Below are 18965 nucleotides of genomic sequence, written 5' to 3'. Positions count from 1 at the left end.
TGGTTTGGGGTGTCGCTGTTCCGACGACGACAACTCGTGGCTGGCGCGGATTCGGTTGGGTCACTTCTATGGTTCTCCCGGTGTCGGCGATTACTAGTCGGTCGCGGCATGCCGCTCAATGGGGAGCGGACGGTAGGTGAGGCCAACGCAAGCCCACGCCGCGAGGTCCCAGCGGACAGGATTCTGGTGGGAAGGAGCGCTGATGATGGCGATGAACTCGGCGCCGAATCTGAGATCGGGATCGGTCAGCATCGCATCGTAGGTAGCCAGGTCACGAATGCTAGGAACAGGAGCGTGACCGGGGTGGGTGTGCCATTCGCCCACCCATACGACACCGTAACGGTGAAAACAGTGTTCAGCGTAGCTGCGAGTATGCTCTAGATCGCGCAGAAAGAAGTCCTGCCGCCGGACGGCGTTGATGCCCGGTGTACCCGCGAACCGGATGCGTACGCTGCCATCGTTGCCATAGTCACCGAGCAGGATCCCGCCGGTTTCGTTGCCATCCCACATCGATGCCTGCGCCTCCCGGCTGATCGTGCGCGCGGCACCATAGCTCAGCCTCACGGTGGCGACACGTTCGTCAGCGCTCATCCGTGCCCACACGTCGGGCAGCCTGGTCGTGGTGCCGACGCCGACAGCCAACGGATTTCACTACACCGCCGCAGATCGTAGGGTGCCGGCCAGGATGGCGAGGGACGCAGGGCAACAACGAATTCTTCACCCGGCAAACGCTGGTCGGACTCCCCTTCGGCTTCGAGCAGCGTCGCGACAAGCTGCAGGTCACTGCCGACGGCGGTCATCGGGCGGTGCGTCGTTGCTTCACCATAGGGGCGGTGGAGACCCGGCTCCGGGTCGAACGCACCCTGCTCCTGGAGAGCCTCGCGGCGGCAGGTAAGGCATCCGTGCGTGGGCCAGGGACGAAGGCGAATGACCTCCCCGAACGCGCCGTCCTCGAGCACGCACGCAAGCACCGCGTCGACACGCGCGCGGCGGGCAAGGTGACTGACGACCCGGCGAGGTTCGATTCCGTCGGTCGCACAGAGAACCAGGTCCGCCCGTTCCAACACCTGACGGGCACGGTTAGCTTCGGCGACCACGTCAAAGGGAAGAGGCCGCACAGCAGTGTGCGGATTCGACTCGCGCAGCTCGAGCGCCAACGCGTCGACTTTGCGCTTCCCGACGTACTTGGCCGAGGATGTGTGGCGAATCAGGTTGTGCGGCAGGAGCCGATCCGGATCGATGAGATCGAGTACGCCCACACCACAGCGGACCAGAGCGTGAACCGCAGCCGATCCGATGCTGCCGACGCCCACCACAGCGACTCGCTTGCGTTGCAGCACCTCCACCGGCCAATGCCCCTGGAGTAGCTCGATACCGGTAGTCGCCGAGGCGATCTCGGCCCGCACCGGTAACACGATGTCCGACTGCACCTGCCAGGCGACGATCGACGGCACGCCTACGTGTTCCGGTGAGATATCCGGCGCAAAGGTGATCGCGAGGTAGGCACCTTCACCTGGATGCTGGAAACGTGTCGGTATCCGATCACGAAATGCGTTGAGCTGAATGCCGATTCCCCGCATCGCCGCGTGGATCCACGCGATGTGCAACTCCTGGTCTACCTGGTACCAGAACCCGCTCGGGCGCGCGTCTGCCACTGACAGGAAATGGGTGCCACCCCATGCACTGACGGGGCGCCGGGACTCCTGGCCGTTCGAAATCGCGACCACAGCCGCGACACCGTCAGGATCGGACACACGGCAGGTCAGTTGACCCCACTGCCCGCCGCCGGTCAGAACCGCTTCTGCTTCGCTGGACAGCAGAACAAGGAAGTCAACAGTCATCGTTGTCGTTCCGGTATCCGGTGGCCGCTTGCGAGATCAGGTGATCGATCGCGTCGTCGCTGACGATGCCGTTGGCGGTCATCGACTCCACAGCACCCGCGACCATCAACTCATATTCGATACGCCATCCGGCCGCCTTTTGCAGCAGATCGCCAAGAGACATTCTGTTGGTCCATCGAGTCGGGTCGGCCAGCAGACACAAGCTCCCGTCACTGTTGACGTGCCATCGATGCAGCAACCGCTGATGGAGGGCGGGTTCGGGCTCGAGTGCAAACAGCTTCGGCGCAACCACCGGATATGCCTGCCCACACTGCACCAGCACCCGAAGGCCCTGCCCCCGCAACAAGTTGTCGAGCCCCGGCGGCCGCGACCGATCGAATGGCCAGAGCGGAAGTTCTCCCTCCCACTCGCCCGAATCTCGGGACGTCCAGACCAAGGCGGGGAACCGTCGGCGGATCTCGTTGCGATCGGCTGCGAGTCTGCGCGGCTCGTGCACCCACCAGTCGTACCCGGCCGACTCCTCGGCACGCTGCTCCGGAGTCATCCCTGAGGTGCGTCCTTGATCAGAGGCGCCGGTGCCGCAGCGACACCGCCCTTGGGCTTCTTCGGTGGGGCAGGGAAGTCGGAACCGAACAGTTCCTGCCACACCCGAAGCGCGCTGTCGGTGTCATTGCGGGTACTGAGATCGCAAGCTAGATCAGCCATGTCGGCCGCCTCCTCGAGCGCCGAACGAAGCCCCTCGACGTCCAAGTCCGGCTGGATCAGCCCACAGTGGCCAGCTGGGTCCGACACGCCAGTGTTCACCCGAACCGCAGCGGAGGTGAAGAACGAGCGCAGCGCATTGGGACGATTCCCTTGCCGCGGAAGGCACTCCAACGCAAGAACTTCCATAACCAATGACTTGATCTTCCCCTCGACGCGAACATCCAGACGCCAGTCCTTGAGCACACGCACCAGCGGCCGGAAGTAGCTCCACTCACGCTGCCGCGTAGCGACCTGCTCGATCAGGAACTCCGGATCGGCGGTCGACCACCGTTCGTCCGTGGTGCTCGGCACCAACAACGTGCCGTCGGACTGCCGCAGGACCGGCATGACGTCGACAGTGAAAGCATTCTCCTGCTCGGGTGGATCGACAAAGCACTTCACCGCACGGTTACGGTTCGCGTGCAGGGCAAGCCGTACCAGTTGGTCCACCGAACCCGAGCCCGTTCCCAGACACGAGGTAACTAGATCATGAACATGCTCGAGCGCTTGCGCCGACGAGGCCCCCGACTGTCCCCAACTTGAGTGTTCCTCGGTGTCGAAGACGACGATCAGGTCAACATCGTGGATGGGCTGCAGCTGTGTACTGCGCTGAAGTGAGCCCGATTTAACGACTTCGACTACACCCTTGGCGTTTTCGAGCGCGCCGACGAAAACATCGCGGCGCTCGCGGGCCAGCGCAACCTGCGCAGGATCGGCGTCGACCGTCGCCTGGTAGGCGTCGAACGCTGCGAAGACACTCACTGAGCAACCTCCAATTCTCCCCCCGCGCCGTGACGGAAGGAACGTCCCCGAAGTCTACGGTCACCCACCGACAGATTTGATCAACGCTGGTACCCGTGACTCGCGCGAAGTCGACCTCGGTGAGTGTCTTGAACGGGCCGTGCCGGTTGATGACCTCGGTCTTGAACAAGCCGATGATCGATTCCGCCAGGGCATTGTCGTAGGCATCACCAACCGAGCCAATCGACGCCGAGAGTCCCTGCAGGGCAAGGGATTCAGTGAACTTCACCGACGCGTATTGGCGACCCGGCATCCGAGTGGTGGATCAGACCGGGCTCGATCGGGGTGCCCGTAATGGTCGCGCCGCCACACAGCCAAGGCGGCGGGCTGCCATCGACCGGAGCGAAGCCCGTAGAGCAGCTCGTTCGTGGCCCGGCTTTCCGATTCGGAGCCCTTCGAGCCCGTGGTCATCGACCGCCGCGGGCCGGCCGGTGCGCAATGACACGGTGTAGGGGGAAGACCATGGATAGGCCGGGGCCGGACCAGGACGCCAGGGTGTTCTTCGCGGTGCTGATGCGATCGGGGGCGGTATCGGGCAGATACAATCCGTCGATCAGCAGCTGGGCGTCGTCCGGGGAGGAGATCGCGCGCAGGAAGTCCCGTCGATCGGAGCTGTCGACGGTGAACCCGTGGGCCTGCAGCAAGGCCGGGAGCCCGTCATTCGCCTGCGGGTTGGGCCATGGCAAGGATCGGATTCCGAGTGTTCGCATGATTCGCCACCAGCGGAACGCCGCGCGGCCCGGCCGCATACCCGCCGGGACGAGTGCGGCGAGTCGTCCGCCCGGGCGCAACACCCTGTGCAGTTCGGCCAGCACATCGTCCAGCGGAGTCAACATCTGCAGGCACATGGCAGCGCATACCGCCGAGATGGACTCGGTGCGGATGGGCAGACGGTCACCGCTCGCCTGGAGCAACGGACCGCGTCCCAGACCGGCCGCGACGGCGAGTTCCCGCGCCGACAGGTCCACACCCAGCCAGCGCTTGCCGGCCAGGTGCGTCCTCGTTGGCGCCGATCCGCAGGCCAGATCCAGAACGGGTCCCGCTGTGTCGCGCAGCGGATCCGCAAGCCATGAGTACGGTTGAAAGCCGTGCTTATCGACTGCCGCGCCGAGCAGCCGTTCGGTGATTCCCGGCCGCTCGTTGTGGTAGCCGGTGAGATATCGCTCCCATTCGTTTCCCGGTGCCGTATGACGGGGTCGTGCCGAGTTCTCCACAATTCACCGCTTCGAGTTCGCCATCGGCGCGTTCCACACTCTCGAGAAGACTGTCGGATCAGGTCACGAGGCGGAGAACGGGCAGTCGCCGCACAAGGTTTTCGGCGTACCAGTCCGCCCAGGTTTCGTCCCGGTGTCCCAGCATCCGCTCGTATTTCCCGTGTTCGGTTTCGGCCTCGCGCAGCAGGTCCGCGAGTCGCTCCACGGTAACCTCCACTGGTGACCATCCTTCCGATTTCGTAAGCATCGTTCCGTGGTGGGATAGCGATGATCCTCGCGCAACGCCGATCGGATCACGAACGGAATGTCGGATATCTGACATTCACCCATCGGGCCGCTTGTCGTCTGTGTTCGGATGTGGAGAGCGATGGGAGGCCATGCGGTATGGACTACGACGTGATGGTGCTCGGCGGTGGTGCGGCCGGGCTGACGGCCGCCGAGGCGGCGGTGCGGGCTGGAGTGCGTGTCGTGCTGGTGTCAGAGGGTGAACTCGGCGGCGACTGCACCTTCACCGGATGCGTGCCGTCGAAGACGCTGATCGAGTCGGCGGCCCAGGGATTGTCGTACCCACAGGCGCTGGAGCGGGTGCACCGGACGATCGAACGGATCGCCGCCACCGAGAACGCGGAGGTGCTGCGGGAACGTGGGATCGAGGTGATTCGCGGCCGGGCACGGTTCCGGTCCGCCGACACCGTCGAGGTCGACGGTCGACGACTGCGCGCCGCGCGCACCGTGATCGCGACCGGTACGGTTCCGGCCGTTCCGTCGATCCCCGGAATCACCGACGTGCCGTTTCTGACCACCGACACGGTATTCGACCACACCGATCAGCCGGAATCGATGGCGATCATCGGGGGCGGAGCGGTGGGATGCGAGCTGGCGCAAGCACTTTCCCGACTCGGCGTGGTCGTTCATTTGATCGAGACGGCTGCCCGGCTGCTGCCCGGCGTGGACTCGGACGCCGCGGCGTCGATCGCGAAGATCCTCACGGAGGACGGCGTCTCCGTCCACACCGCAACCGAGGTTACCTCCGTGACCGAGGACCGGACCGGCATCATCCTGTCCACCGATACCGGGACGTCGATCACCGTGGAGCGACTTCTCATGGCGACGGGCCGCACCCCACAGACCGCCGGACTCGATCTGGACAACGCCGGAGTACGCACCGACGACCAGGGTTTCGTCGCCGTCGACCGACACCTGGCCACCACTACCGCCACTGTGTACGCGGCCGGAGACGTCACCGGCCTGTCTCCGTTCACCCATGCCGCGGCGGCGATGGGGCGGACAGCGGTCGCAGCCGCGCTGCGCCGCCATCGGCGTCCGGTCTTCGATCCGCTCGGCATCCCCCGGGTGGTGTTCACCGACCCGGAGGTCGCCACCGTCGGCTTCGGCGAGCACGAGGTCGGCGAGCGCGCACGGGTGGCGGTGCTGGCGATGTCGGAGCTCGACCGGGCCATCACCGCCGAACGGACCATCGGATTCGTCAAGCTCATCGCGGGACCCCGACGAATCCTCGGCATGGTGGGCGGTGGACGGATTCTGGGCGCGACCATCGTCGCCGCCAGGGCGGGCGAACTCATCCACGAACCGGCACTGGCCATGCGCACCGGCATGTTCACCGGCCGACTCGCCCAGACCGTGCACGCGTATCCGACGTGGTCCATGGCCGTGCAACAGGCCGCCGCCCAGTTCTTCGGCTACGGCGACTCCCCGCGCCGACCCCGCCGCGACGGCCGAGATCGGAGTTTGTCAGCCCGCTGACAGACGAGCGTGTCCGCCGCTCGGGTTCCCTGCGCTCGACCCCTGACGTGACATGATCCAGGCGCTGTCGCGCGCCTCGTGCTCGCGCACGCATGAATGGCTCTGTTCGACTCCTCAGCAGGCTCGACTCCGTGAAGGACATGCCGACCGATGGACCGCAGGACATTGCTCAAATCCGCCGGGCTGGCGGCCGCAGCGCATCTGGCGCTGCCCTACCCGACCGGCGTGCTCGCCGGATCGTCGTTCGGGCAACCGCTGCGCGATCTGCCCGAGATCCGCAGCCGCGACGGTGTTCTCGACTACCAACTGGACATGTACGCCCAGCGGGTTCCCGTCGGGGACCGCGTCATCACCGTCGACACCTACAACGGGCAACTCCCAGGTCCGATCCTGCGGTTCCGTCCTGGCGACGAGGTCCGGCTGCTGCTGCGCAACCTCATGCGACCGATGGGGCTGCCCTACAACAACATGCCCCCGATGTGCGCACACCGCGCCGCCGAGCACGGCAGCCATGGCGGGTCGCACGACCGCCTCGTCTGCGGCCCGGACCTGGCCGAACGCGTCGGCGAGGGGCACACGCTGCCGCAGATGATGATCGCCACCAATATCCACACCCACGGCCTTCAGGTGCCGCCCACCGGACAAGCCGATGACGTCTTCCTCCGTGTCGACCCGCTCGGCCAACACCAGTACATCTACCGGATACCGGCGGACCAGCCCGCCGGAATGCACTGGTACCACCCACATTTCCACGGATCTACCTCCCATCAGGCGTGGGCGGGCCTGGCCGGTCCACTGATCGTCGAGGGCGATATCGACACCGTCCCCGAAATCGCCGCCATGCGCGAACGCAGCATCGTGGTCAGCGAGCTGTGGCTTGACGACAACGGCGAGGTCCCCACCGCGCTCGTGGTACCCACCGGCGGGCAGGTGCCGTTCAGTTCGATTCCGGCCGTGCCGACCACCACCACCTTCACCCTCAACGGACAACTGCTGCCCGAGATCCATATGCGCCCCGGCGAGACACAACGCTGGCGGCTGCTCAATGCCGCACCGCACCGTGCCGTCTGGTTGCATATCGCCGAGCACGAGATGCATCGGATCGGGCAGGACGGCATCCCCTTCGCCCGGCCCAAGCGCGCGCCCGCGGTATTCCTCAGCTCGGGCAACCGTTCCGAATTCATCGTCAAGGCAGGCGAACCCGGCCGCTACCCCATCATCAACCGCTCCTACGACCAAGGCCATCCCGGCGGCGCACGGCCCACCGTGCAACTCGCGACGCTGGTGGTCGGCGGCCCGACCGCCGACGGGCGCATACCCACCGAGCTGGTTTCCCCGCCGGTCATGCCCGACCTGCCGGTGGCCCGTCGCCGCACCCTGACCTTCCGCGGCGACATCAGCGGCAACGACGGCGCGGGCGTCGCCTTCTACATCGACGACCAACTCTACGACCACGACCGCATCGACCAAGTCGTCGAAGCGGGGACCGTGGAGGAATGGCGGATCGTCAACGACGACGTGTTCCACCACCCGTTCCACATCCACGTCAACCCGTTCCAGGTCATCGACGTTCGGGGAATCCCGCCGGGCGACACCACCTTCGACACCGACCCCTACATCTGGTGGGACGTGTTCACCCTGCCCCCCAAGGGCGAATTCACCCTACGCACCTACTTCCGGCCCGACGTCACCGGCAAAACCGTCTACCACTGCCACATCCTGCCGCACGAGGACAACGGCATGATGGGCAACGTGCTCATCGTCCCTCCGGGACAGGGGAACTGACATGACGCGCTCCCTGACCGTACTGGTCGCGGGCTTACTCGCCGCGACCACGATCGGAATCGCCCGCGCCGACGAACCGCTGCCCGGCCAACCGCTCGACAGCGGCCATGCCTACTTGTTCACCCAGCAACACCAAGACAATCTGCACTGGTGGAACGGCACCTGGATGCCTCAAACCATTCCCACCGGCGCGCACATCCAGATCCAACTCCCCAGCGACCCCACGCGGTGGACACCGGTGAGCGGGCCCGAGTGCCGACCCAGCGCGCTCGGTGAGGATCTGGCCATAACGACCGATGCCCCGCCCGCCACATCGGAACTGCTCGGCGGCCATACACTGCCGAACACGGCCCGCATGGAGGGCAGTTCCGCGATCACCGTCTTCGACTACCGCGCCCACGGATTCGGCCTCACCGCCATCTGCCTGCGCCCCGACCGCCAACCCGATCCCGGCCGGCCCCGCGCGCCCGCGGGCGACTATGTGCTGACCCTCGTCGTCGGCGTTCCCCAAGCCGGCCTGCCTTGACCGCAGCCTGACGCGGCACCGCTGTCAACTCCCCCGCACACTTCGCCCAGGCGTCGACGATGTCGGTGGCGAGCCCCGCCAGTTCCACGGGGCTCACGGGAAGTGTGGATCCCGATGCTTGACCGGTGCGGCCCCGCGCGGTGATACTTACTTTGTAAATTTACAACGTAAGTACCGGGGAGTGAGCGTGGCCTCGCCGCGGCCGTTCACTCCACCAGGCACCACTTCGAGGACGGAATCCCATGTCCACATATGCAATTCACGCCGAGGGGCTACGAAAGACCTACGGTGACACCGTCGCGGTCGACGCCGTCGATCTGGCCGTTCCGGCGGGCAGTGTCTACGGTTTCCTCGGCCCGAACGGGGCCGGGAAGACCACGACGATCCGGATGCTCGCGACCTTGATTCGTCCGACGGCCGGGCGAGCCCGGGTGTTCGGCCACGACATCGTCACCGCGGCCGACCGGGTGCGCGCCCAGGTCAGCCTCACCGGCCAGTACGCGTCGGTCGACGACGACCTCACCGGTATGGAGAATCTGGTGCTGATCGGGCGGCTGCTCGGCTACCGCCGCCGGCCCGCGGCGGAACGCGCGCGAGAGCTGTTCGCCGCCTTCGACCTCGAGTCCGCCGCGGATCGGCAGGTCAGAAGTTATTCGGGCGGTATGCGCCGCCGATTGGACATCGCCGCGAGCATTGTGGTGACCCCGGCTCTGCTGGTCCTCGACGAGCCCACCACCGGACTCGATCCCCGCAGCCGCGAGCATGTGTGGGATGTGGTGCGCGCCTTGACCGATGGCGGCACGACGGTACTGCTGACCACCCAGTATCTGGAGGAGGCCGACCGATTGGCCGACCGGCTCGCGGTCATCGACCATGGCCGGATCATCGCCGAAGGCACGACCGCGCAACTCAAGGAATCGGTCGGCGCCGGAGCTCTGCGGGTGCGCCTGCGCGATCCGGCAAAGCGCACCGATGCGGAGCGCGTACTCGGCGGGGTACTCACCGCACCCATCGAACGCGACGAGGACCGGGCAATGCTGTCGGCCCGATTGACCGAACCGGACCGCGCCGGCGCAGCTCTGGACGCCTTGGCGCGCAACAACATCGAGATCAGCAACTTCGGTGTGGGCCAGCCCAGCCTCGATGAGGTCTTCCTCGCCCTGACCGGCCGCCGTGCCGCCCCCGGCACCACTGCCGAGGAGGTTCCCGCATGACCGACGTCACGACCGCGACCGGCATCGACCACGCGCCCCGTCCGGTGTTGTCCAGCCGGCATCGTCCCACCCCGCCGGGCGCGCTGCCCACCGTCCTGGTGTTCGGCTGGCGGGCGCTGCTGCGGCTCAAACACATTCCCAGCCAGGCATTCGATGTCACCATGTTCCCGCTGATCCTGCTGGTCATGTTCACCTACCTGTTCGGCGGAGCCCTCACCGGCTCGACCCGGGTGTACCTGCAGTCGGTACTGCCCGGCCTGCTCGTGATGACGATCGTGATGACGACGCAGTCGACCGGGGTGGCACTCAATTCCGATATCACCAAGGGGATCTTCGACCGGTTCCGGTCGCTGCCGATCTGGCAGCCGGCCGCACTGGCCGGAGCGCTGCTCGCCGACCTCGGCCGTTACGCGATCAGCGCCACCGTCATCGTGAGTGTCGGCACGCTGCTGGGGTTCCGGCCCGGCGCCGGCCTACCGGGCTTGGCGCTCGGAGTGGGCCTGGTGCTGCTGTTCGCCTGGAGTCTGTCGTGGGTCTGGACCGGCATCGGCCTGGTGATCAGCGCACCCGAGTCGATGATGTTCCTCGGCATGATGGTCACGTTCCCGCTGACCTTCGTCAGCAATGTCTTCGTCGACCCCGCCACCCTGCCCGGTTGGCTGGAAGGCTTCGTGAACGTCAACCCGATCACCCATCTGGTGACGGCGGTGCGTGGTCTGATGCACGGGGACCCGGTGGGAACCGAGGTGGGTTGGGTGCTGCTGACCTGCGCCGTGCTCGTCGGGGTATGCGCGCCCGTCGCCATGCGGCTCTACCGCCGGGAGAGGTGACACCGCCGGTCGCGGCCGTGTGAACGCCGAGCGGGGGCCGGGTAGCTTCCCGGCCCCCGCTGGGTATCGGCCTACACGGTGATGACGGTCTTGCCCCGCGCATGCCCGGCCCCCTGCGCGGCCAGCGCGTCGGCAGCCTCCGCGAGCGGGACAAAGCGGTCTACGACGGGTGTGACCCGGCCGTCCTCGATGAGCCGGGTCAGGGTCGAGAGGTCGGCGGCGGTGGGCCTTGCCACCAGCACACGCATCGCCGGACCGACGCGCAGGGACGCGAGCAGGACCCGCAGCAGGTAGGGCAGCGGCCCGAACACCGGACCACCCGGCATCCCCGTGGCGCACACGTACACCCCGTCGGGCTCCAGGACCCGCCGGTACCCGGACATGGTGTGATTGCCGATCAGATCGAAGACGAGGTGGTAACGCCGCGGACCGCGGGTGAAGTCGACGCGGGTGTAGTCGATCACCTCATCGGCCCCGATGGACCGCACCAGGTCGAGATTGCGTGCCGAGCACACGCCCGTGACATGCGCGTCCAGGGATTTGGCGATCTGGATCGCGAACGTGCCGACCCCACCCGACGCGCCGTTGACCAGCACCCGCTGCCCGGCGCGCACCGCACCGCGATCGCGAATCCCCTGCAGCGCCGTGATGCCCGCCAGCGGAACGGCCGCCGCCGGCGCGAAATCGAGATTCGCCGGTTTGATCGCCACCGCATCCGCCGCGGCCACCGCGAACTCGCCGTAGGCTCCGCCCGGCAGTTCCCCGTACACCGCGTCACCGCGCTGGAAGCAGGTGACATTCGGGCCTACCGCCTCGACGATTCCCGCGACATCCTTGCCCGGGACGCGATGTTTCGGCCGCACGAAGCCGAATCCGGGCCGGGCCACGTACGGGCGGCCGCGCAGGGTCAGCCAGTCCGCCGGATTCACCGACGAAGCGCGCACGCGCACCAGTACCTCGCCGACGCCCGGGGTCGGCCGTTCGATCTCGCGCAGTTCCAGAACCTCACTCGGACTGCCGTATTCGCGCTGAAATATTGCCTGCACACCGCACCGCCTCACTGTATTTACAAAGTAAATATGTACGCCGTAAGTTACGCTGTGGACCAGTAGCCGTCAACAAGGGGAAGGTGCCCGCCGGTGCCGAAGGCGCACAACGCGCGAACCGAACGTCGCCCACCGCTCAACCGTGCTCGCGTACTCGACGCCGGTATCGCCCTGGCCGACACCGAGGGCGTCGATGCCCTGACCATGCGTCGCCTGGGCGGCACGCTCGGCGTGGAAGCCATGGCACTGTACAACCATGTCGACAACAAGGAAGACCTGTTCGACGGCATGCTCGACAGGGTCGCCGAGGAGATCACGCTGCCCGACGCCGGCCTCCCGTGGCGGGACTACGCGCGAGCGCGAGCGGTCTCCGCACACACCGCGTTGATGCGCCACCGCTGGGCGGCGGCCATGTGGACCGCACGGATCAGCTTGGGACCGGCCCGCATGCGCTATATGGACGGGGCGCTGCGCAGCCTGCGCGAGGCGGGATTCCCCGCCGGGCTGCTCGATCTCACCTACCACGCCATCGAGAACCACATCGTCGGACATGCGTTGCAGGCGCAGGGGTTCCCGCTGGAGGCCGCCGAGATGACGGCGATGGGCGAAGGATTCCTGCGCACCTTCCCGACCGACCGCTACCCGGACCTCGCCGCGCACATCCGCCATCATCTGGACCATCCGACCGGCGACGACTTCGAGTTCGGGCTGGACCTGATACTCGACGGACTGGAACGGATGCGCGCGGCGATCTGACCGAGTCCCCGAACCCGCACTGATGCCCACCGGGCGACCGGCGTGATCGCGAAATCCGCCTCCACGCGGTCACGCACCGCTGGCGTTCACGACGATCGTTGTCGCGACCAGTGCGGCTTCTCGGCGATGATCAGGGCGTAGCCGAGGCGGCCGTCGGTGACGGCGTCGCGCGCGACGCGCAGATACCGACTGATCGCGGACCGGCTGATCCCCTGTTCGGCGAGGGATGCGGGCGCGGTGATGCGGAGCAGGGACAGCCGCGCCTCGATGTGGTCGAGCATGGTGGAGATCGCGTGATCGTGGTTCTCGGTCGCCGTGATTCGCAGTCCGGCTCGGGTGAGCAGGTCGGCGTAGGCGGCTTCCGATCGGGCGTCGGCGATACAGGCGATATGGGAGACGAGGTCGGTCAGCTCCGATGGCAGCCCGGGTGCTCGCACCGTGACATCGGTGACGCCCACCCGGCCGCCGGGCCGCAGGACTCGGGCGAATTCCGTTGCGGCACGAGCCTTGTCAGGGAACAGGCACAACGCGCATTCGCACACGACAGCGTCGAATGCCGCAGCCGGGAAGGGGATCGCTTCCGCGTCCCCGCGCTGGAAACGCACCCGTTCCCCGAGGTCGGCGGCATCGGCGGCGGTCTCGGCTCTGGCCACGGCGGCTTCGGAGAGATCGATGCCATCGACGGTCACCGCATAGGTAGCGGCCAGCAGCCGGGCGGTGGCGCCCGGCCCGCTGGCGACATCCAACACCCTATCCGCCGAGTGCAAGCCCAGCCGGTCCGCGAGCTTTCGGGTCAGTGCCGTGCCGCCTGGGTGGTAGGAGTCGCCGAGCAGCAGTGCCACCGCATCGCGCGAATAGGCGTCGACACAGCAGGTTTTGAACTCCGCGTCCGAGAGCGGTCCGAGCCAGGGATACGGCGGGGTGGTCATGGCCGCTCGTCACGCGGCACGGCGCGGGTGCCGACGTTCGTGCCGTCCGGTGTCAGCGGCAGGGTGCGCTGTTCGCGGGCGATCATCGACCCGTGCGGTGAGCGGGTCAGCAGCGGCCGCAGTTCGGTGGCATTGGGCACCAGATCCGGTGTCGCGACACCGGTCATCGCGGCGCGGACCTGCTCGCGGTAACCGACACTGTTGTAGGCGCAGAATGGAATCAGCCGGCCGTCCGGGGTGATCTCCTCCACGCAGCACTTCATCAACTGTTTCACGTTCAGCGTGTAGGGGTCGAGGAAATCCTGCACCACGATCATGAACGCCCGGTCGGCCAGCTCCCGGGCGGCCTGCGGCAGGTCTACTCCGCAGCCGCCCGGGCCACAGACGAGTTCCTCCGCGGCGCGGGCGAGTTTCTCGTCGGTGGTCGGGGTGCCCATGAAAGCCGAAGCGCTCCACAACTTCTCGAGCGCTTCCCGGATCTCGTAGTCGGGCACGACACGATTGGACACGTAGTCGAGGTAGTCCTCCACCGCCAGCAACCGCGGGATCGGGACCACGGTGTAGTCGAACTCGCCGGGCGTGCCGTCGGTGATCAGGTAGGTGATCGACCGACAGGTGGGAAAACAGCACGGCACCGGGAAGAAATCGGCCGGAGTGAACCACCGCGGCAACTGCTCGGCGATCGCGTTCACCACGTCCGGGTTCGTCATCCGCTGCAGCGGATCGAATTCCACATGCCGCCCGGCGTGGGTGACCGGCTGGAAGGCGACCGCGCGCACCGCCGGATGCGCCAATCCGAACTCCACGATCGCGCCGATCTCGTGCTCGTTGAGCCCGCGTTCGATGGCGGCGGCCAGGGTGACGGTCAATCCGGCCGCGGCGCAATTGTCCAGGGCGCGTTGCTTGATCGCCCGCAGGTCCCGGCCCCGGATGCGCCGGTGCGTCTGCTCGTCGAAGCCGTCGAACTGGAGGTAGATATTCACGACCTTGCCGCCGCGGCCGTTGCGTTCGGCGAGCGCGGCCACGAAATCGCGGTCGGAGGCGAGCCTGATGCCATTGGTGTTGATGGTGACGGTGCGGATCGGGCTGGCCTGTGCCATATCGACGAATTCGAGCAGCCGCTTGTGAATGGTGGGTTCGCCGCCGGAGAACATGACGACCTCGGGCTCACCCTCGGCGGCGACGAAGGCGTCGATCATGCGCTGGCATTGCTCGCTGGTGATGGAGTAGCCGTCTGGTTGGTGGCCGGAGTCGGCGAAGCAGATCGGGCAGTCCAGGTTGCAGCCGGTGTTCACCTCGATCAACCCGAGACAGGCGTGTTGTTTGTGGTCCGGGCACAGGCCGCAGTCCGACGGGCAGCCGTCACGGATTTCGGTCTGGAACTCCAGCGGCAGCGTGCCCGGCTTGTTGAACCGCGCCAGTTCCAGGTACTGCCGCGCGTCGCTGTAGACCAGCGCTTCGAACCAGCCGTGCTCACGACAGCGTTTGCCCAGGAACACCTTGTTGTCACGGATGTTGACCTGCGCGTCGACCACCACCTTGCACACCGGGCAGATGCTCTTGGTGTATTCCACGAACACCTCGTCCCGGTCGGTACGCTCCACAGCCACGCAGACTCCTGTCGTTTCTGCTGCTCTCCGCAGCCACCAGCGGTCACGACCATCGAAAGGCGGCGACAGGGTCCTCGTCACCGAGACTGTTCCCCTGATGACAGTGTTGCACTGCCCCACCGCACGGCACTGTCGGGCGCGCACGTCGCCCGTCACTGCGTCAACCCTGTCACCATCCTGACAAACCACCCGCGGGGATCCGCCCGCACACGGTTGGATGGAAGAACAGTCGATCGCAGGAGGTGCGAATTCAGATGATGCGCGCGATATGGAACGACACCGTGATCGCCGAATCGCCCACCACCGTGCGGGTGGAGGGCAACCACTACTTCCCGCCGGAAGCACTGCGCCGGGAGCACTTCAGCGACAGCCCCACCAAAACCCTGTGCCCATGGAAGGGGCTGGCCTCCTACTACACCGTCACCGTCGGCGACTCGATCAACCCGAGTGCGGCCTGGTACTACCCGCATCCGAGCCCACTGGCCCGCAGGATCAAGAATCACGTCGCCTTCTGGAACGGCGTGCGGGTTGAAGGCACGCCCGAGCCGACCGTCAAAAAGCAAGGCGGCTTGCTCGCCCGACTGACGGGCATGGGCGGGCGATGACGGACCGGACGGCACCCATCGATCGTCCCGCGGCCCAGGTACGGCGGCGGGCCGCCGATCGACTGCCCGCGTGGCGCATCGGCATCACGTCGGGACTGGTGGGCATCCTGTGCTGTGTCGGCCCCACCGTGCTCGCGGTACTCGGCATCGTCAGCGGCGCGACCGCGCTCGCCTGGGCCAACAATCTGTATGACAACTACGCCTGGTGGTTCCGGCTAGCCGGTTCGGCAGTGCTGATCGCGCTGGTCTGGTGGTCGCTGCGCCGTCGCGACCAGTGCAGCATCGACGGCGTCCGCACACTGAAGTGGCGGCTTCTCGCCGTGTTCGCCATCGCCGTCGGCACCTACGCCGCGTTCTACGCCCTCACCACCTGGCTGGGCACCTTCGTGTGAGGTCGCGTCTTTGAACCCCAAGCCATCGCTCTGCTGGTACAGCCCCCGCCAAGCCGTCACGCTGTGCCTGCGCGGGGCCACCGTTCGCACGGCACTCCCGACCGCCGTAATCGTCGGCACAGTGCTGTCGTTGGTGAACCAAGGTTCCGTCATCGCGGACGGCCTCGCCACCACCGGCACCTGGATCCGGGTGGCCGTCAACTACCTGGTGCCGTTCCTGGTCGCCAGCATCGGCTGGCTGTCGGCCCGACGCACCCGGGCCGAAGACACGCCGACAGCGGTATGAATCAGCCCGTCGTACCGAATTCCGCTGCCAATCCGAGGATCTCGTCCACCGACCACTGATCGTTGGCATGCGTGCCGTATCTACGGGCCAGCACTCGCCCGTCCGGGGTGATGAGGAAATCCGCCGGGCGACCGAAATGATCCTCACCACGACCGAGCGGCCCCCCGATCGAACGTTGCGCGACCATACCGCGGGCCGCCGCCAGCCACGCCTTCGGATGCGCGACGGTCGACGGCGCGGACTCCACCCCGAACTCGACGTACAGCTTCCGGTCCGGATCGGCTATCACCGCGAACGGCAGGTCCTTCTGGTAGCGCCGCAGGGCCTCGGCATCGGAGTGGAAGACGACGACCTCCCGTATCCCGGCGGCCTCGATCTCCTGGTGCCGCCGCACGATCGAACGCAGATGCAGGTGGCAGATCGGGCACCCGGCATACCTCCGGAACTGCAGATGCACCAGCCGATCGGCATCGGGTACCGAAATCCGCCCCGTATCCAGGGTTTCCAACTCACGCGGGGTGATGACACTTCCGACTTCGATCTCGCTCATACGCGCAGCCAACCACACCGGCCGACCACCGGGTACCGATCATGTCTGCACGCTGACACTCTCGGCGTTCGGCGACCGATCAGCAACACCGTGGCGCTTCTCCGCCGGCGCGGACGTGATCCACGACGCGGCGGAGTTGCCGGTAAGCGTCGGCGACTGGGAGCACGAGCCCGGTGGGTGTTCGGCCCGCCAGTCGGCGGCGGCCGCGAGGGTGGCGACGTAGCGGCCGGGGTGGCAGGTGGTGGCGCGGACGCGAGTCTGGTCGAGTTCATCGGGACCGGGCAGGGAGACAACGACATCGGGCGGTTCGAGGTCGGCGATTCCGGAGTCGGGGTGCACGGTCAGCGCATGGATAGCCTCGACGCACCGGAGGGCGTCGTCGTCGAAGAGCCGGTATCCGGCGGTGCTGCGGCCGCGGCCGTAGATCAGGCCCATATCGGGTGGCGGCGCAGGGCTTCGACGGGTGTGCCGGTGCGGCGGGCCAGATCACCGATGGTCATGATTCGGTCGTTCACGGTGGTTCCTCGCCTCAGGACGCGCAGCAGGACAGGGTCGCGATATCGCGAGTGAAGGTCTGGGCGGTGAGTTTCAGGGCCTCGGCCATGGTCAGATACGGGGTCCAGGTATTCGCCATCTCCGTGGTGGTCATGCCGGATCGCACGGCGTAGACGGCGGCCTGGATCGCGTCACCGGCGCCGTCGGCCACCATGTGCACACCGAGAATCCGGCCGGTGCCCAATTCGGCGACGATCTTGACCACGCCGCGGATGTCGCGGTTGACCAGGGCACGGGGAACATAGTCCAGTGGCAGGACGCGACACTCGGTTGGGATCCCGGCCTGCTCGGCCGTCGCCTCGGTCAGCCCGACCGACGCGACGGCCGGGGTGGTGAAGGTGATGCGCGGCAGCGCCGTGTAGTCGAGGGTGCGGCCCGCGTTGTCGAGGGCGTTCTCGGCCACCAGCGTGCCGTGCGCGGCGGCAACGTAGACGAATTGCGGGTGTCCGGTCACGTCGCCGGCCGCCCAGATGCGCGGGTTGCTGCTGCGCAGGTACTCATCGACCACGACCTGACCGCGGTCACCGACCGCCACTCCGACCGCGCCCAGGTTCAAGGTGCCGGTGACCGGGCGGCGTCCCGTGCCGACCAGCAGATGCTCGGCGGAGAACGCGCGTTCGACACCGGCGACCTCCGCGACCACCGTGATCGCGCCCGCCTCGTCACGCTGAGTGGCTCGCAGCCGCGCGCCGGTCACCACGGCGATACCCTCATCGGCGAACACCCGCGCGACAGCCTCGCTGATCTCCCGTTCCTCGGTCCGCGCGAGCCGGTCGCCTCGAACCAGGACGGTCACCTTCGCGCCGAGGCGGGCGAACAGCTGCGCCTGCTCGAGCGCGACGTAGCCACCGCCGAGCACGAGTAGCGACTCGGGTACCCGGTGGAGTTCCATCGCGGTCGTGGAGGTCAGGTAGCCGACGTCGGCGAGCCCGGCGACCGGCGGGACCCACGGCATCGATCCGGTCGCTACGAGGTAGTGGGCGGCCTCGATCCGCTGCGGGTCACCACCCTCGTCCGGCGTCACGAGTATCGCCGGGCCGTCGACGAATTCGGCATGACCGCGGAGAATCAGCCAGTCGTACTCGGCGGCGAGGTCGATGTACTTGTCGTTACGCAATTCTTCGACGAGGCGGTCCTTGCCCGCGATCAATGCGCCCATATCCACCGGGCCGGTGTCGCAGCCGATGCCCGGAAACGGCTGCGTGGCCGCGACATGGCGGGCCTCGGCTGCCGCCAACAGCGTCTTCGACGGAATACAGCCGATATTCACGCAGGTGCCGCCGATGGTGGCGCGGTCGATCATCACCACACGGTGGCCGGTCCGGCGGGCAGCGATGGCGGCCGCGAATCCCGCACCACCAGAGCCGATGATCGCGAGGTCGCAGTCGGGGCGTTGCGTCATGGTCTGGTCTCCCTGTGGGCTCCGGGTCGCGACGATAACCCTTAATCTATTCGCCTTGCCGAATAGATACGCCCGGAATAGTATTCGCTTCAGCAGATAGTTCCAAGGGCTGGAG

Annotated in this window: 21 protein-coding genes and 1 pseudogene; 9 read left to right on the top strand and 13 right to left on the bottom strand. The window is 66.9% G+C overall.

Annotated elements, in window-relative coordinates:
• Window positions 1–93: 93 nt before the first annotated feature.
• From QJS31_RS25680 to QJS31_RS25650, 7 genes and pseudogenes are all read right to left on the bottom strand, one after another.
• Window positions 94–591 carry a Mov34/MPN/PAD-1 family protein gene (locus QJS31_RS25680; RefSeq protein WP_306357930.1) on the bottom strand — a complete coding sequence of 166 codons (498 nt, stop codon included), beginning with the start codon at window positions 589–591 and terminating at the stop codon, window positions 94–96.
• Window positions 588–1841, bottom strand: coding sequence for a ThiF family adenylyltransferase (locus tag QJS31_RS25675; RefSeq protein ID WP_306357929.1), 1254 nt, complete (start codon window positions 1839–1841; stop codon window positions 588–590). Before QJS31_RS25675 ends, QJS31_RS25680 begins: the two co-directional genes overlap by 4 nt.
• Window positions 1831–2385 carry a hypothetical protein gene (locus QJS31_RS25670; RefSeq protein WP_306357928.1) on the bottom strand — a complete coding sequence of 185 codons (555 nt, stop codon included), beginning with the start codon at window positions 2383–2385 and terminating at the stop codon, window positions 1831–1833. The genes QJS31_RS25675 and QJS31_RS25670 overlap by 11 nt, the downstream gene beginning before the upstream one ends.
• On the bottom strand, window positions 2382–3347 hold the full coding sequence (locus QJS31_RS25665; RefSeq protein WP_306357927.1) for a nucleotidyltransferase: 966 nt from the start codon (window positions 3345–3347) through the stop codon (window positions 2382–2384). The genes QJS31_RS25670 and QJS31_RS25665 overlap by 4 nt, the downstream gene beginning before the upstream one ends.
• Window positions 3348–3456: 109 nt before the next feature.
• Window positions 3457–3658, bottom strand: a pseudogene (locus QJS31_RS25660) (IS3 family transposase); the annotation flags it as partial.
• A gap of 135 nt (window positions 3659–3793) precedes the next feature.
• The gene (locus QJS31_RS25655; RefSeq protein WP_306357926.1) at window positions 3794–4600 is read right to left on the bottom strand and encodes a class I SAM-dependent methyltransferase; all 807 of its coding nucleotides are present in this window, start codon (window positions 4598–4600) and stop codon (window positions 3794–3796) included.
• Window positions 4601–4658: 58 nt separating this feature from the next.
• Window positions 4659–4817, bottom strand: a complete 159-nt coding sequence (locus QJS31_RS25650) for a hypothetical protein (protein WP_306357925.1) — start codon at window positions 4815–4817, stop codon at window positions 4659–4661.
• Window positions 4818–4984: 167 nt separating this feature from the next.
• Here QJS31_RS25650 and QJS31_RS25645 point away from each other — a divergent pair, with 167 nt between their 5' ends.
• The 5 genes from QJS31_RS25645 (at window position 4985) to QJS31_RS25625 (ending at window position 10719) form a co-directional block, all read left to right on the top strand.
• Entirely contained in the window at window positions 4985–6364 is a 1380-nt protein-coding gene (locus QJS31_RS25645; protein WP_306357924.1) for an NAD(P)/FAD-dependent oxidoreductase, read from the top strand.
• A 150-nt stretch (window positions 6365–6514) separates the two neighbouring features.
• Window positions 6515–8149, top strand: a complete 1635-nt coding sequence (locus QJS31_RS25640; RefSeq protein WP_306357923.1) for a multicopper oxidase domain-containing protein — start codon at window positions 6515–6517, stop codon at window positions 8147–8149.
• 1 nt (window position 8150) lies between these two features.
• Window positions 8151–8675, top strand: a complete 525-nt coding sequence (locus tag QJS31_RS25635; protein ID WP_306357922.1) for a hypothetical protein — start codon at window positions 8151–8153, stop codon at window positions 8673–8675.
• A gap of 242 nt (window positions 8676–8917) precedes the next feature.
• Window positions 8918–9889, top strand: coding sequence for an ATP-binding cassette domain-containing protein (locus QJS31_RS25630; protein WP_306357921.1), 972 nt, complete (start codon window positions 8918–8920; stop codon window positions 9887–9889).
• Entirely contained in the window at window positions 9886–10719 is an 834-nt protein-coding gene (locus QJS31_RS25625) for an ABC transporter permease (RefSeq protein WP_306357920.1), read from the top strand. The genes QJS31_RS25630 and QJS31_RS25625 overlap by 4 nt, the downstream gene beginning before the upstream one ends.
• Window positions 10720–10790: 71 nt before the next feature.
• Here QJS31_RS25625 and QJS31_RS25620 read toward each other — a convergent pair whose 3' ends face one another.
• Window positions 10791–11765 (bottom strand): NAD(P)-dependent alcohol dehydrogenase, encoded by a 975-nt coding sequence (locus QJS31_RS25620; protein ID WP_306357919.1) that lies wholly within the window; start codon window positions 11763–11765, stop codon window positions 10791–10793.
• A 93-nt stretch (window positions 11766–11858) separates the two neighbouring features.
• On the opposite strand from QJS31_RS25620, the gene QJS31_RS25615 reads away from it, so the two are divergent.
• Window positions 11859–12521, top strand: coding sequence for a TetR/AcrR family transcriptional regulator C-terminal domain-containing protein (locus QJS31_RS25615; protein WP_306357918.1), 663 nt, complete (start codon window positions 11859–11861; stop codon window positions 12519–12521).
• Window positions 12522–12607: 86 nt separating this feature from the next.
• Here the strand turns inward: QJS31_RS25615 and QJS31_RS25610 are convergent, their stop codons facing one another.
• On the bottom strand, window positions 12608–13450 hold the full coding sequence (locus QJS31_RS25610) for a class I SAM-dependent methyltransferase (RefSeq protein WP_306357917.1): 843 nt from the start codon (window positions 13448–13450) through the stop codon (window positions 12608–12610).
• Complete coding sequence (locus QJS31_RS25605) at window positions 13447–15060, bottom strand: radical SAM protein (protein ID WP_306357916.1); 1614 nt, start codon at window positions 15058–15060, stop codon at window positions 13447–13449. The genes QJS31_RS25610 and QJS31_RS25605 overlap by 4 nt, the downstream gene beginning before the upstream one ends.
• Window positions 15061–15314: 254 nt before the next feature.
• Here QJS31_RS25605 and QJS31_RS25600 point away from each other — a divergent pair, with 254 nt between their 5' ends.
• Genes QJS31_RS25600 through nrtS form a run of 3 tightly spaced genes read left to right on the top strand, consistent with a single transcriptional unit; the run spans window position 15315 to window position 16343 of the window.
• Window positions 15315–15665 carry a DUF427 domain-containing protein gene (locus QJS31_RS25600; protein ID WP_306357915.1) on the top strand — a complete coding sequence of 117 codons (351 nt, stop codon included), beginning with the start codon at window positions 15315–15317 and terminating at the stop codon, window positions 15663–15665.
• Entirely contained in the window at window positions 15662–16057 is a 396-nt protein-coding gene (locus tag QJS31_RS25595; protein ID WP_306357914.1) for a hypothetical protein, read from the top strand. The genes QJS31_RS25600 and QJS31_RS25595 overlap by 4 nt, the downstream gene beginning before the upstream one ends.
• Before the next feature lie 10 nt (window positions 16058–16067).
• The gene (gene nrtS / locus QJS31_RS25590; RefSeq protein ID WP_306357913.1) at window positions 16068–16343 is read left to right on the top strand and encodes a nitrate/nitrite transporter NrtS; all 276 of its coding nucleotides are present in this window, start codon (window positions 16068–16070) and stop codon (window positions 16341–16343) included.
• A gap of 1 nt (window position 16344) precedes the next feature.
• Here nrtS and QJS31_RS25585 read toward each other — a convergent pair whose 3' ends face one another.
• The 3 genes from QJS31_RS25585 to merA form a co-directional block, all read right to left on the bottom strand.
• A complete protein-coding gene (locus QJS31_RS25585) occupies window positions 16345–16893 on the bottom strand; it encodes a peroxiredoxin-like family protein (protein ID WP_306357912.1) in 549 nt (182 codons plus the stop codon).
• Between the two features lie 39 nt (window positions 16894–16932).
• Entirely contained in the window at window positions 16933–17328 is a 396-nt protein-coding gene (gene merB / locus QJS31_RS25580; RefSeq protein WP_306357911.1) for an organomercurial lyase, read from the bottom strand.
• A 94-nt stretch (window positions 17329–17422) separates the two neighbouring features.
• Window positions 17423–18850, bottom strand: coding sequence for a mercury(II) reductase (gene merA / locus QJS31_RS25575; RefSeq protein WP_306357910.1), 1428 nt, complete (start codon window positions 18848–18850; stop codon window positions 17423–17425).
• Window positions 18851–18965: the final 115 nt, after the last annotated feature.

Origin of the sequence: Nocardia sp. CC213A, from assembly GCF_030766805.1 — a bacterium.
In the GTDB taxonomy this organism is placed as follows: Bacteria; Actinomycetota; Actinomycetes; order Mycobacteriales; family Mycobacteriaceae; genus Nocardia; species Nocardia otitidiscaviarum.
This window is presented reverse-complemented; position numbering and strand designations above follow the sequence as displayed.

What these genes read in the sequence shown, in the direction of transcription:
- QJS31_RS25680 (WP_306357930.1), bottom strand. Translation starts at nt 591, where the DNA reads ATGAGCGCTGACGAACGTGTCGCCACCGTGAGGCTGAGCTATGGTGCC.
- QJS31_RS25675 (WP_306357929.1), bottom strand. Translation starts at nt 1,841, where the DNA reads ATGACTGTTGACTTCCTTGTTCTGCTGTCCAGCGAAGCAGAAGCGGTT.
- QJS31_RS25670 (WP_306357928.1), bottom strand. Translation starts at nt 2,385, where the DNA reads ATGACTCCGGAGCAGCGTGCCGAGGAGTCGGCCGGGTACGACTGGTGG.
- QJS31_RS25645 (WP_306357924.1), top strand. Translation starts at nt 4,985, where the DNA reads ATGGACTACGACGTGATGGTGCTCGGCGGTGGTGCGGCCGGGCTGACG.
- QJS31_RS25640 (WP_306357923.1), top strand. Translation starts at nt 6,515, where the DNA reads ATGGACCGCAGGACATTGCTCAAATCCGCCGGGCTGGCGGCCGCAGCG.
- QJS31_RS25635 (WP_306357922.1), top strand. Translation starts at nt 8,151, where the DNA reads ATGACGCGCTCCCTGACCGTACTGGTCGCGGGCTTACTCGCCGCGACC.
- QJS31_RS25630 (WP_306357921.1), top strand. Translation starts at nt 8,918, where the DNA reads ATGTCCACATATGCAATTCACGCCGAGGGGCTACGAAAGACCTACGGT.
- QJS31_RS25625 (WP_306357920.1), top strand. Translation starts at nt 9,886, where the DNA reads ATGACCGACGTCACGACCGCGACCGGCATCGACCACGCGCCCCGTCCG.
- QJS31_RS25610 (WP_306357917.1), bottom strand. Translation starts at nt 13,450, where the DNA reads ATGACCACCCCGCCGTATCCCTGGCTCGGACCGCTCTCGGACGCGGAG.
- QJS31_RS25600 (WP_306357915.1), top strand. Translation starts at nt 15,315, where the DNA reads ATGATGCGCGCGATATGGAACGACACCGTGATCGCCGAATCGCCCACC.
- QJS31_RS25595 (WP_306357914.1), top strand. Translation starts at nt 15,662, where the DNA reads ATGACGGACCGGACGGCACCCATCGATCGTCCCGCGGCCCAGGTACGG.
- QJS31_RS25585 (WP_306357912.1), bottom strand. Translation starts at nt 16,893, where the DNA reads ATGAGCGAGATCGAAGTCGGAAGTGTCATCACCCCGCGTGAGTTGGAA.
- merB (WP_306357911.1), bottom strand. Translation starts at nt 17,328, where the DNA reads ATGGGCCTGATCTACGGCCGCGGCCGCAGCACCGCCGGATACCGGCTC.
- merA (WP_306357910.1), bottom strand. Translation starts at nt 18,850, where the DNA reads ATGACGCAACGCCCCGACTGCGACCTCGCGATCATCGGCTCTGGTGGT.